Raw genomic sequence first — 11,869 nt, forward strand, 5'->3', positions numbered from 1 at the left:
AGCATGTCGCTGAAAGCTGATGAGCAATTTGCGACATCGGGAGGCGGGAAACCAAGCATGTGAAGGACGGAAAGTGGATCCGAAGGGTTAGGCCGGCGGACGGCTTGCCACGGCGACCTTCCGGCGCGGCGTGGTGATTTCATGAATGATTGCGCCGCCGATTGACGACAGCACCACCGACAGGATCACGAAGAGCACCGGCTGCTGCAGGATGCCGAGCGGCAGGCGGTCCGAAGCCACCCTCAGGAAAGCGAGCGTGAAAGCGTGGGTGATATAGATGCTGTAGGAGCAGTCGCCGAGATAGTTCAGCCATCCCAGAACGGGCAGCCGGGAAAAGTCGATGGAAACTGCTCCGTAGATGATGAAGATCGCCGGAATTCCCCAGGCGTAGAACCGGCTCTCCGGCGGCATCAGCGCTTCGTTGATGAAGAGGAACACAAAACCCGTGGCCAGTGCCGCCCATGCCCAGCGGTTCGGAAGAAGCACCTTCTGCCCGTACAGCCAGCCGAGCACGACGCCGGCGAGGAACTCCAGCATGATCGGTTCGCCGTAGAACCGGGTGGCCGTCGTTTCCGGCAGCACCCGGCAGGCAATCAGGATCACCGCAAAGACGGCAAACATCGCCGGAATCCGGCGGGTTTCCGAGAGCGGCAGCAGCAGCGCAAAGATGAAATAGAAGAACATCTCGTAATTCAGTGTCCAGCCCGGCACAACGACGGGGGTGATCGTGCTTGGATCGGCGGCATTGGCCCATGGCAGAAAGAGCAGCGAGGCGATGAGATGCGGAAGGTCGAACACCGTCGATTTCAACAATGACGGGGCCGCCAGCGCCACGACAGCCGAAAACAATGTTGCCAGCCAATAAAGCGGGACGATCCTCCTGATGCGGCGGCGGGCGAAATCGATGGGGCTGATCGCGCGCCCGCTCGTCGTCAGCCACATCACGAAACCGCTGAGGACGAAGAAGATGTCGACGCCGGTTTCGCCATAAAGAAAAGCCGTGGCATCGACGGCGGGACTGACCTTGGCAAGCTGCAATATCGCATGGAAATAAACAACCATCAGCGCCGCAACCGCGCGCAGATATTGAAGCTGGACAAGCATCTGATGTCTTGCTCCTCGGGCTCGCGCGGTCGCGTTTACCGTGCCGCTGCGGTCAACTCAGTACATCTGCCGCACGACCCTGTCGGATGCGCGGGCTGTCGTGGAAGCGCATATATCCGACGACGAACCACAAAAGGCCGGCAATCTTCATCGAGAAAACGGCGGTCCCTCCGATCATCATATTCAGAAAAATGAAAAGAGAAAGTGAATGGGCGCATCGCCGCTGCGCCGCCGTACGGCCGGCGGGGAAGAGGCAGACGAACAGCCAGAGAGCGACGACGCCGAAGATCGTCGCCGCGTAGATCAGATAGACATAGCCGCTGTCGGCGAACTCGGCGACCCTGTCGACCGAAAGCCCGAGCACGGCGAGAGGATCGAGCTCCATGATCTTCTTCATCGTCAGATTGATGCGGCCGGTGAAATTGTCACCGGTCGCATTCGGTTTGAGGGTATAGACGACGAAACCTGCGACGACGATCAGCGGCATCAGCGCCAGATTGAAATTCCGCGGGATCTTCGGAAAGACGAAATAGCCGACGATACAGGCAAAACAGAAGATCAGCATGGTGCGTGTATCGTTCGTCACCAGGATCAGCACCGCCGTGCTGATGAAGAGCAGCCGGTCCCAGCACCCCAATCTTTCCCACATGGAAATCAGGTAGATCGCGATCACACCGCAAAAATTGGCAAGCGACACCTGTTCGAGGAAAATCGACGACGAGCGATGGTCGATGATGCCGAAGGAAAAGCGCTCGGGAAAGCCGAGCGCATTCTGGAAAAGGCCCGTCTTGTTGTAGCTTAGCGGCAGCAGCCCGCGCGTATTGGCGAAATAATCGGACGGATGCACGATGCTGACATAGAAAGGCACGCTGATGATCTCGAAGATCAGGAAGATCAGCACGACGAGGCTTGCCCAGCGGAAGGCCAGCTTCATCGTTCTCTCGTTGCTCCAGCCGCCGAGGCCGGTAAAGCAGAAGATGATCAGCACGTTGCGGAAATGATCGACGAACGGCATGCGGTTGAGCACGCTGACATAGACGGTCACGACAAGCGTGAACAGCAGGAACAGGAAGGCCGGCAGATCCGTCTCGTAGATCCCCTTATGGAGAATGTAGATGATGGCGCCTGCCAGAATCAGGCCTTCGCTGGCGGCGACATGCGTCATCGACAGCGGCATGATGTTGTGGTTGATGAAGGCAAGAATGCCGTTATAGAGCATCGAAAGCAGGCCGAGCCAGAGCACCGGATGGTCGATGCGCGACGTTCCCCCGGCCGCATCGAGGCGGCTGCCCGCTGCCGTGAAAGTCGCTGCCTTCTGATCGACTGTCGCCAAGGTCAATTCCCCGCAGGCTTGACAGCGGTGCAGGCGCCGGCGTCCGCTTTCACCGACGCGGCGAGAAGCCGCATCTGCGGTCGCTCGGCGCCCTTGCCCGGCTGAACGTTGAAAGGTTCGTCCGCCGGCCACCATTCGCCCGCCGCCCAATAGGACCAGCCAAGCCAGACATCGCTGTTGTCGGACATGGTGGCGTAGATCTTGGTCAGGCCGCTCATGCAGTCCTTATCGGCGGAGCCGCCGAATTCGCCAAGAAAACCGCGTTTATGGTTTCGCTTTAGCCAGGCGGTGACGCCGGCGATGGCCTCGACCGCGCTGGTGGCGCCTTCGCAGGTGGCATGAGTTCCCGACGAATCGACGTCGAGATATTGGTGGACCTCGTAAGCGTAGAAATCGAGCGGATCGCGCACGCCGAGCATCACCGTGCCGTTGGCACCGCCGATCACATCCTCCTCCCAGCTGTGAGCGCCGCTCCAGGCGGTACCCGGCACGAGGATGAGGTTGCGAGCGCCGACGGCGCGGATGGCGCGGATCGCCGCGTTGGCGGCATCGAGCCAGTCCGTCGCCTTGACGTCGTGCGGCTCGTTCATCAGGCCGAAGAGAACGCCGTCCTCATTAGCGAATTCGACCGCGAGCCTTGCCCAGAAGTCGGCGAATGCGGCGTCCGTCGCCGGCGCGGTGCCGACCTGCGCCTTATCGTAATAGCCGAAATTATGCGGGTCGAGCAGAACGGCCATGCCCTGCTTTCGGATCAGGCCGACCGTTTCCTTGATCCGCTTGAATTCGTCCTCGTCCAGCCGCCCGCCGAGCGCCGGCTGCAGCCGCTCCCAGCGGAAGGGCAGCCGAATGATCGTCATGCCCTTTTCGGCGAAATAGCGGATCGTCTGCTCGCTCGGATAGATGTAGTTCGTGCCGTAGATGGCGCCGCGCTCGCTATATTCGCCGCCGGAAAGATTGACGCCGCGATAACACGGCGCGCCGGCCGCAAAGACCGGCGACGCCATGAGGGCGGCCGCAAGCAGCAGCGCCACCGGATGTCGTATCGTCCTCATGGCTATCCTCGCAATCACGGCAAAATCGCAACATCGACTTCGCTGCACCTATCTTAACGGTCCGTTAGCTAAGAATTTCTAAAGTCTCCGCACCTTGGCTTCAGTCTTTCACGCTGGGCGGGACACGAGTGCGCGTATGAGTCAGTATGACAGGAACAGGGTAAGCCGGCTGCCCGGCTGGCGGAGTTACGAGCCGTCTCCGACTGCACCGGAAGGCGTGCGCCCGCGCAGTCCCGTCGTTCGTCCGGATGATTTCGCCCGTCCCGAGCCCCAACCCGCCCCACCGCCTTTCGTGCCGCCGTCGGCACGGGTTGCAGAAATCCGTCGATCCGAGCCGCCGCCGGCCGCTGCCGTCGAGCCGCCCGCGGCCCCAGAACCGCCTGCGGCCCCAGAACCGCCTGCGGCCAATGTGCCGCAGCAGAGCACATCCGCGCCCGCCGCCCCGCTTCTCGACCTCCGCTCCAGCATCGCGGCGATCTGGAGCCGCCGACTGGTGGTGTTTGTGCTGGCCCTTTTTGGAGCCGTCGGGGGCGGCGTGGTGGCGCCGCTGATCGGCCAGAAATTCACTGCCGTCAGCAGCCTTTATTTCGATCCGCGTCAGATCGGCCTTGCCGAGGCGGGCGCGCAATCTTCAGGCCCATCGCCGGAAATGATCTCGGCCCTGATCGACAGCCAGGTGCAGATCCTGACCTCGGGCAATGTGCTGCGCCGCGTCGTTGAGGCGATGAAGCTCGACCAGGATCCGGAATTTAACGGCGGCAGGACGGATGGCGCGGCCGTGATCGGCGCCCTGCAGAAAGCGCTTGTCATCACCCGCCAGACCGGCACCTATGTTGTTTCGCTCGCCGCGACGACGAATGACCCCGAGAAATCCGCGAAGCTTGCCAACCAGGTGGTTACCTCCTTTACCGAGGAGGAAAACAGCGCTTCGAACGGCCTCTACGAAAACACCTCTTCGACGCTTGACGGACGCCTTGCCGACCTGCGTCAGAAGGTGCTGGAGGCCGAGCAGGCGGTCGAAACCTTTCGGGCCGACAACGACATGGCCGCGACCGAAGGCAACCTGATCTCCGACCAGCGCCTCGTCTCGCTGAACACGCTCTTGGTGACGGCGCAGGAAAAGACCATCCAGGCGAAGGCCCGCGCCGATGCCGTCGCCAATCTGCGCGTCGAGGACATCGTTGCCGGCAACCAGGCGGAGGGCAGCGTCACCTCGCCGCTCGTCAGCTTGCGTCAGCAATATGCCGCCCAGGCCGCCGCCGTCGGCAGCCTCGAAAGCGAGATGGGCACGCGTCATCCGCGCCTGCAGGCGGCGCGCTCCTCGCTGCAGAGCATAGCAGGCGAAATTAGGGGCGAATTGCAGCGCCTCGCCACCTCGGCAAAGGGCGAATACGAGCAGGCCAAGGCTGCCGAGGACAGCGTCGCCAAGGAACTCGCCGTTCAGAAGGCGCTGCAGGCGACGACCTCGGACAAGCAGGTGGAGCTGAACGAATTGCAGCGCAAGGCGACGGCGGCGCGCGATATCTACGAAACGGTGCTCAAGCGCTCGAGCCAGACGAGCGAGGAGCAGAACCTCAGCCAGAGCAACATCCGCGTCATCTCTCCGGCCGAACCGCCGGTCAAGGCCGATGGTCCGGGGAAGAAGATCCTGATGGTCGCCGGCATCATCGGCGGCTTCCTCGCCGGGTTCTTCCTGGGTGCCGCCTTTGCCATCCTCGCCGGTCTCTTCGGCCACTCCGTCATCAGAGGCTATTTCAGGAAATCCCCCGCCGCGGCGGCTTGATGCGGGCCGTCGGTTTCCTACATGCAGGAGAAGCGGTTTGTCGCCGCAGGAGAATTCCCATGCGGCTGTTGATGATGCTTCTGATATCGCTCGGCGCCCTGTCCAGCCTCGCCCCGGCGTCAGCCTTCGCTGTCGACTGGACGAAATCCGTGGATTCGACTGTTCAACCCCTCTATCCCTATAAGGGCCTTCCCGGCGTCAAGGCGCAGCCGGACAAGAAGGAAGAGGAATCCTATAACTGCCGCACCGAGACCGTCCAGATCCGCCGTCGCTATGACGAAATCTTCCGCTCTGGCGGCATGCCGACGCTGATGTACGTCTGCGACCGCGACGGCTTCGTGACCATGGGCGAAAAGGTTCCGCTCCGCGGCCACTATCAGCCGGTGCGGTAAGGCCTTTTCAGGCCTGCTGCCGCAATGTCATGCTGTTGTGATACATTCGAGTCGAGGCGAGACTGACCAGCGTTGCCGCCACTCGCTCGATATCGGCCTCGCTCATGTCATGATAGCTCGGCAGGTTGATCGCCCGTCCTGGAATGCTCCAGGCGTTGAGGTTTTCCGGTCGGTCCTCGAACATCGCGAGGCTGGAGAGCGGATAGAAGAAGACGCGTGCGTCGGTATTCGCCGCATCAAAAGCCTGCTGCAGCATCTCGCGGGTGATGCCGGTCGAGGGATGGAAGACTGCTGTTGGCATCCAAGCGCCGTTGATCGTGCCGGTATATTCCGGGTTCATTGTGATGCCGGGCAGGGTCGAAAGCCGGATCATATAGGAAGCCAGAATTTCGCGCTTGCGATTGACGAGTTCATCGATACGCTCGAGCTGGGCGCAGCCGATGGCCGCCTGAATATTCGACATCTTGTATTTGAAGCCGATCGCATCCGGCCAGAATTGCTTCGTCTGGCCGCGGGCGCGTCCATGATTGCTGAGCGTCAGCACGCGCTCGTAAAGGGCGGCGTCATTGGTGACGAACATGCCGCCTTCGCCCGTCGTCAGCGTCTTGGTGCCGTGGAAGGAGAAGGTACCGAAGGCGCCCATCGAGCCGGCACGGCGGCCGTGCCAGACGGAGCCGATCGCTTCGGCGGCGTCTTCGATGACGGGAATGCCGGTGCGTTTGCTGATCTGCAGCAGCGCATCCATGTCGCAAAGGTTGCCGTAGAGATGTGTCGCGATGATCGCCTTGGTCTTCGGCGTAATATGGCGCTCGACCTGCTCAGGATCGATGCACCAGGTGTCGGCAAGCACATCGACGAAGACAGGTGTGGCACCGAGATGAACGATCGGCGAGACGGTCGCGACCCAGTTCGTATCGGCAAGGATCACTTCGTCGCCGGCGCCGACGCCGAGCGCTGCAAGCCCCATATGCATGGCGCCGGTGCAGCTCGACGTGGCGATTGCAAAGCCGCTGCCGAGATAGGTTTTGAAGTCGTGCTCGAAGCGGTTGAGATAATCGTAGCAGCGCGCGCCCCAGCCGGTGGCGGCGGCGTCCGTCGCGTAGTCCGTTTCGAGCTGGGTGATGGATGGCTTGGTGTAGAAGATCCTGTTGCTCATGCCGCTGCTTCTTCTGAGTGAAATGGAGATCGGATAAATTTGGCGCCTGAAACTCGCCCCGGGGCTCACGTGACTTGAGGCTTACATGATCACATGCCGGGCGAGGTCGTGTTCGTGCAGGACGATGCCAGGCAGGTAGCCGAGCGAGACAAAATAGTCTCGGTCGCTGCCGTCGGCGACGAAGACCGCCGTCGTCTCGATCGGATCGGCACCGATTTCCGTCGTCACTTTCACGCGCGGCTTGAGGCCGAGTTCGCGCATCAGTGCCTCTAGAGCGGGCGTTTCCGTGAAACCTGCGAGCAGCAGTGCGTTGACGCCGATCGCGCCGTTCACTTCGCCGACGAGTGTCTGGATCACGACCATCAGCGGCAGGCGGTCGCGGAAGGGCCGGATCTCGGGGTGATCGATAATGCCGCCCCAGACGATCCGGACGTAGAGTTCATACGCTTTGAGGAAGTTCTTGCGCATCGCCCAGAAGCGGAAGGCGACAGCCATGCGGTTGAGCGTGAAGATCTTGCACTTTTCTTCATATTGAAGCCGCGTCTCCGCCGTGAGGTGGATCGCGCCACGCTTGGCTCCGGTAAAGAGGAAATATTCGAGGCCCGCGCGGTAGCGGTCCCAGCTCGTCATCACCTCGTCGGTGCCCGCTTGCGGCCGGTCGCGTTCGATCACCGTGTTGGAGACCGAGCGGTAGAATGGCCGCTTGAGGAAGCTGACGGCGCCCTGGTCGAGGAAATGGGCGAGGAACGAGAACGGGTAGAAACAGAATTCCCGGGGAACCCAGGCCGAGCGAAGTGCGGAGGCGCGGTAGACCGCGATCTCGGGAAAGATGTGGCGTTCGTAGATGAACTGGAAGACTTCGGTGAAACCGCCCCGCTGAAACTTCACGTCGGATTCAAGATTGAAGAACTGCCCGAGATCGGTCTTGTTGACCTCGTCATAAAGGAACCATGGCGCCTGAACGGCGGTCACGTCCGGGTTCCGGTCGAGATATTCGACGGTTTCGGCCACGGCGTCGGGGATCAGTATGTCGTCGTCGGCGAGATAGATGAGATATTCGCCCTTGCCGAGGCGGAAGGCGCTGGCAAAGTTCGGTCCGCCGCCGGCATTCTCGTCACGGCGGAAGTAGCGGATCGGCAGACCGCGGGCGATGAATTCCTCGACCACCTGCTGTGTGCCGTCGGTGGAGGCGTTGTCGCAGATGACGATCTCGAAGGGGAAATCGAACTTGTAGTCGTTTTCGCAATAGGTCAGGCAATGGCGAAGGAAAGGTTCGCGATTATAGGTCGGAATGCAGATGCTGAGTTTGATGCCGCTCAAGTGAGTGTCCCCCTGACATAGCTTTCGAGCGCGGCGTCGCGCTCACTGATGATGACTGGCGCGAATGGCCAGGCGATGCCGAATTCAGGGTCGTCGTACCGCACACCCCTCGCGAGTTCGGCAACGTAGACTTCGGACATCTGGTAAAAGAGTTCGCAATTGTCCTCGAGAGTGAGGAACCCGTGGGCGCAGCCCGCCGGAATGTAGAAGGCGTTGCGCTTTTCGCCGTCGAGTTCGACCGCGGCCCATTTGAGGTAGGTCTCGGATGCCGGACGAAGGTCGAGCGCCACGTCGAAGACCCGACCGCGTATTGCCCTGACGAGCTTTGACTCCGGTTTCGGATCGGCCTGGTAGTGCATACCGCGCAGCGTTCCGCGCTTGTGATTCTGCGAGACGTTGCACTGCGGATAGACCGAGGCGAGCCGGTGGGCGGCAAAGCTTTCCGCACAGAAGGTTCGCGCAAACACCCCGCGGTTGTCGGCGCGTTCCTCGACGTCGACGACGAAGGCTCCTGCAACCGCGGTTGGCGAAAACCTCATCCGAGCACCGTCAATTCAGGCACGGCGACGGCAAAACGTCCGCCCCAGGCGGCGACCTTTCTGTTGCCGGAAACCACCTCATTCTTGATGTTCCAGGGCAGGATCAGCACGTAGTCGGGCCGGGTTTCTTCCATCTTCTCCGGCGCATAGATCGGCAGCTTGCTGCCCGGCAGGTAGTGGCCCTGCTTGTGCGGATTGCGATCGACGACATAGTCGATGAGGTCGGTGCCGACGCCACAGAAGTTCAAAAGCGTATTGCCCTTGGCGGCCGCGCCATAGGCGGCCACACTCTTGCCGTTCCGCTTGGCTTCGTTGAGGAAGGCGAGCAGGCCTTGCTTGATCGGTGCGACACGGCTCTGGAAGGCTTCGTAGGTTTCGGTCCTGTTGAAGCCGGCGGCCTTTTCGTCGGCCCGTACCTTGGTAAGGGCAGGACCGGTGGCGTGGGCCGTCGAGGTCGTGCGGCAGGCGAGGATGCGCAGGCTGCCGCCATGAGTCGGCAGTTCCTCGACGTCGAAGACCTTCAGGCCATGGGCGGCAAAGACCTTTTCGACGGCGAGCAGAGAAAGATAATAGAAATGCTCGTGGTACACGGTGTCGAACTGGATGCTCTCCATCAGCCGCAGCAGATGCGGAAATTCGACGCTGACGACGCCGTCGGGCTTCAGCACGGCCGAAAGCCCGCCGACGAAGTCGTTGATGTCAGGCACATGGGCAAGCACATTATTGCCGATGACGATATCAGCGGCATGCCCGCGCGAAACGAGATCGGCGGCCGTCGCCTTGCCGAAGAAGCGCGCCTCCGTCGGCACGCCGATGGCGCGGGCGACTTCGGCTACGTTTTCGGCCGGTTCGATGCCGAGCACCGGCACGGCGGCCTCGACAAAATGCTTCAGGAGATAACCGTCATTGCTTGCCACCTCGATGACCTGCGAGGTCGGACCGAGGCCGAAGCGCTCCCGCACCATGATGGTGAACCGGCGCGCATGCTCCACCCAGCTGTCGCTGTAGGAGGAAAAATAGGCGTAGTGGCTGAAGATATCTTCCGGCGGAACAAAGGCATCGGCCTGCACCAGCCAGCATTCGGAGCAGACGAAGGCGCGCAGCGGATAGGACGGTTCCGGCTGGTTGAGCTGCTCTTCCGTCAGGTAGGCATTGGCGAGCGGCGTCGAGCCGAGATCGACGAAACGATGCTTCAACGGAGCGTCGCAAAACCGGCAATTATGCGCTGTCATGATACTGCTTCCTCATATGCCGCGATCTGGCCGAGCGAGAAGGCGCGCATGTCTTCGCCTTCGCGGTTGGCCTTGTACCAGGCGGCAGTCCAGTCGATGGTCTGTTGCAGGCTGAGGCGCGGGCGCCAGCCGATGGTGTCGAACGCAAGGGCCGAACTCAGCGTCAGCGCCGGCGCTTCAGGCAGATGTTCGCCCGGCGCAAGCCGCCATACATTTTCGACGTCATGCGCGCGCCCGAGCGCTTCTGCGAGTTCGGAAACCGTGGCGAAGCTTTCCGGATTCGGACCGAAATTCAGCGCGTCCGGCAGATTCTTGCCGCGCTCCTCCGTTAGCACCTCGGCAAAGCCGAGATAGCCGCCGAGCGGCTCCAGCACATGCTGCCAGGGGCGGATCGCCTCGGGATAACGCAGCATGATCGGCTCGCCGCCCTCGAAGGCCCGGATGAAGTCCGGGATCAACCGGTCCCGGGACCAGTCGCCGCCGCCGATGACATTGCCGGCGCGCACGGTCGCGAGTCTGAGATCGCGTCCCTTGAAGAAACTATCGCGATAGCTCTGGCAGACGAGTTCTGTGCAGGCCTTGGAATTGCTATAGGGATCCTTGCCGCCGAGCGTATCTGTTTCGACGAAAGGTATGCCGCTGCCGTTATTGGCGTAGACCTTGTCCGAAGTGATGACCAGCACCGTCTTGACGGATGGCGTATGCCGGATCGCGTCAAGGATATTTGCCGTTCCCATCACGTTGGTCGAGAAGGTTTCGGCCGGGTTCTCATAGGAGCGCCGCACCAGCGCCTGCGCAGCCATATGAATGACGATCTCTGGCTCGAAACCTTTGAAGATGGCGAGAAGTGCCGCGGCATCGCGGATATCGACGATATGGTGGCGGCGATCGTCCCAGGGGGCGAGCTTCCGATAGAGCGACGGTCCGGTCTCGGGCGCCAGAGACACCGCAGTCATCGCGGCGCCGAGCCGTTCCAGCCACAGGGAGAGCCAGGATCCCTTGAAGCCAGTATGTCCGGTCAGAAAGACCCGCCGTCCTTTCCAGAAGTTGGTCAGGCCCATAGCTTCCACGGCGCCTTTCCGGTGTTCCAGAGTTCTTCCAGATGGTTGCGCTCTCGAAGCGTATCCATCGGCTGCCAGAAGCCGTCATGTTTGAAGGCGGCGAGTTGGTTGTTGGCGGCGAGCCATTCCAGCGGCCCTGCTTCCCAAATCGTGTCATCACTCGGAATGAGATCGACCACCGAGGGGTCGAGCACGAAAAATCCGCCATTGATACGCTGGCCGTCGCCTTTCGGTTTCTCCACGAAGGAGGTGATGAACTTTCCTTCGATGTTTGTGGCGCCGTAGCGGCCGGGAGGGGAGACTGCGCACATCGTCGCCTTTAAGCCATGACTGCGATGGAAGGCGACTTCAGAGGCGATGTCGATGTCGCCGACGCCGTCGCCATAGGTCATGCAGAAGGGTTCGCCGGGGTTGAGATAGTCGCGTACGCGGCCGATACGGCCACCGGTCATCGAATGCACGCCGGTATCGACGACGGTGACGCGCCAGTTCGGACGCTTGCCGCCGTGATAATCGATGCTGTTGGAGGCGAGATCGACGGTGACGTCGCTGTGATGGAGAACAAGGTTTACGAAGTATTCCTTGATCATGTAGCCCTTGTAGCCGGCGCAGATGATGAAATCATTGAGCCCGTGATGGGCATAGATGTTCATGATGTGCCAGAGGATCGGCATGCCGCCGACTTCGACCAGAGGCTTGGGGCGGATACTGGTTTCCTCGGCAAGACGAGAGCCAAGGCCACCGGCGAGAATTACGACTTTCATCCCAAGCGAACTCCAGAGTATCTAATCAAGTCCGCCCGCCCGTCCTGCGACGCGCCGGGCTTTCAACAGGCGGAAAAGCCCGCATTTCATCCTGTTCCGGTATCCGATTTCGTTCTTGTGCGAGGCTTACCGT

At 61.3% G+C, this 11,869-nt stretch carries 11 protein-coding genes; 2 read left to right on the forward strand and 9 right to left on the reverse strand.

Features of this window, described 5'->3' with window-relative positions; all coding sequences use genetic code 11:
* Positions 1 to 87: 87 nt before the first annotated feature.
* Genes AMK00_RS01275 through AMK00_RS01285 form a run of 3 tightly spaced genes read right to left on the reverse strand, consistent with a single transcriptional unit; the run spans position 88 to position 3,489 of the window.
* Positions 88 to 1,104, reverse strand: coding sequence for an acyltransferase family protein (locus tag AMK00_RS01275; protein ID WP_064809282.1), 1,017 nt, complete (start codon positions 1,102 to 1,104; stop codon positions 88 to 90).
* A gap of 52 nt (positions 1,105 to 1,156) precedes the next feature.
* Entirely contained in the window at positions 1,157 to 2,437 is a 1,281-nt protein-coding gene (locus AMK00_RS01280) for a hypothetical protein (RefSeq protein ID WP_064809283.1), read from the reverse strand.
* Between the two features lie 2 nt (positions 2,438 to 2,439).
* Positions 2,440 to 3,489: a glycoside hydrolase family 5 protein gene (locus AMK00_RS01285; RefSeq protein WP_064809284.1), complete on the reverse strand. Its 1,050-nt coding sequence runs from the start codon at positions 3,487 to 3,489 to the stop codon at positions 2,440 to 2,442.
* Positions 3,490 to 3,625: 136 nt separating this feature from the next.
* On the opposite strand from AMK00_RS01285, the gene AMK00_RS01290 reads away from it, so the two are divergent.
* Both AMK00_RS01290 and AMK00_RS01295 read left to right on the forward strand, forming a co-directional pair.
* Positions 3,626 to 5,272 carry a GumC family protein gene (locus tag AMK00_RS01290; RefSeq protein ID WP_064809285.1) on the forward strand — a complete coding sequence of 549 codons (1,647 nt, stop codon included), beginning with the start codon at positions 3,626 to 3,628 and terminating at the stop codon, positions 5,270 to 5,272.
* A 59-nt stretch (positions 5,273 to 5,331) separates the two neighbouring features.
* Entirely contained in the window at positions 5,332 to 5,664 is a 333-nt protein-coding gene (locus AMK00_RS01295) for a hypothetical protein (RefSeq protein WP_064800311.1), read from the forward strand.
* A 7-nt stretch (positions 5,665 to 5,671) separates the two neighbouring features.
* Here the strand turns inward: AMK00_RS01295 and AMK00_RS01300 are convergent, their stop codons facing one another.
* The 6 genes from AMK00_RS01300 to rfbF all read right to left on the reverse strand — a co-directional run bounded on the left by AMK00_RS01300 (position 5,672) and on the right by rfbF (position 11,736).
* Positions 5,672 to 6,820, reverse strand: a complete 1,149-nt coding sequence (locus tag AMK00_RS01300; RefSeq protein WP_064809286.1) for a DegT/DnrJ/EryC1/StrS family aminotransferase — start codon at positions 6,818 to 6,820, stop codon at positions 5,672 to 5,674.
* 81 nt (positions 6,821 to 6,901) lie between these two features.
* Entirely contained in the window at positions 6,902 to 8,140 is a 1,239-nt protein-coding gene (locus AMK00_RS01305) for a glycosyltransferase family 2 protein (RefSeq protein ID WP_064809287.1), read from the reverse strand.
* The gene (locus AMK00_RS01310; RefSeq protein WP_064800314.1) at positions 8,137 to 8,679 is read right to left on the reverse strand and encodes a dTDP-4-dehydrorhamnose 3,5-epimerase family protein; all 543 of its coding nucleotides are present in this window, start codon (positions 8,677 to 8,679) and stop codon (positions 8,137 to 8,139) included. The genes AMK00_RS01305 and AMK00_RS01310 overlap by 4 nt, the downstream gene beginning before the upstream one ends.
* Complete coding sequence (locus tag AMK00_RS01315) at positions 8,676 to 9,911, reverse strand: class I SAM-dependent methyltransferase (RefSeq protein ID WP_064800315.1); 1,236 nt, start codon at positions 9,909 to 9,911, stop codon at positions 8,676 to 8,678. Before AMK00_RS01315 ends, AMK00_RS01310 begins: the two co-directional genes overlap by 4 nt.
* Entirely contained in the window at positions 9,908 to 10,972 is a 1,065-nt protein-coding gene (gene rfbG, locus AMK00_RS01320) for a CDP-glucose 4,6-dehydratase (protein ID WP_064800316.1), read from the reverse strand. The genes AMK00_RS01315 and rfbG overlap by 4 nt, the downstream gene beginning before the upstream one ends.
* Positions 10,963 to 11,736 (reverse strand): glucose-1-phosphate cytidylyltransferase, encoded by a 774-nt coding sequence (gene rfbF / locus AMK00_RS01325; RefSeq protein ID WP_064800317.1) that lies wholly within the window; start codon positions 11,734 to 11,736, stop codon positions 10,963 to 10,965. The genes rfbG and rfbF overlap by 10 nt, the downstream gene beginning before the upstream one ends.
* Between the last annotated feature and the right edge of the window lie 133 nt (positions 11,737 to 11,869).

Origin of the sequence: Rhizobium sp. N621, assembly GCF_001664325.1 — a bacterium.
Lineage (GTDB): Bacteria > Pseudomonadota > Alphaproteobacteria > Rhizobiales > Rhizobiaceae > Rhizobium > Rhizobium esperanzae.

Excerpts from the sequence above, each read along its gene's own strand:
- AMK00_RS01315 (WP_064800315.1), bottom strand. The coding sequence starts at position 9,911 with ATGACAGCGCATAATTGCCGGTTTTGCGACGCTCCGTTGAAGCATCGT.
- AMK00_RS01285 (WP_064809284.1), bottom strand. The coding sequence starts at position 3,489 with ATGAGGACGATACGACATCCGGTGGCGCTGCTGCTTGCGGCCGCCCTC.
- AMK00_RS01310 (WP_064800314.1), bottom strand. The coding sequence starts at position 8,679 with ATGAGGTTTTCGCCAACCGCGGTTGCAGGAGCCTTCGTCGTCGACGTC.
- rfbF (WP_064800317.1), bottom strand. The coding sequence starts at position 11,736 with ATGAAAGTCGTAATTCTCGCCGGTGGCCTTGGCTCTCGTCTTGCCGAG.
- AMK00_RS01275 (WP_064809282.1), bottom strand. The coding sequence starts at position 1,104 with ATGCTTGTCCAGCTTCAATATCTGCGCGCGGTTGCGGCGCTGATGGTT.
- rfbG (WP_064800316.1), bottom strand. The coding sequence starts at position 10,972 with ATGGGCCTGACCAACTTCTGGAAAGGACGGCGGGTCTTTCTGACCGGA.
- AMK00_RS01300 (WP_064809286.1), bottom strand. The coding sequence starts at position 6,820 with ATGAGCAACAGGATCTTCTACACCAAGCCATCCATCACCCAGCTCGAA.
- AMK00_RS01295 (WP_064800311.1), top strand. The coding sequence starts at position 5,332 with ATGCGGCTGTTGATGATGCTTCTGATATCGCTCGGCGCCCTGTCCAGC.
- AMK00_RS01290 (WP_064809285.1), top strand. The coding sequence starts at position 3,626 with ATGAGTCAGTATGACAGGAACAGGGTAAGCCGGCTGCCCGGCTGGCGG.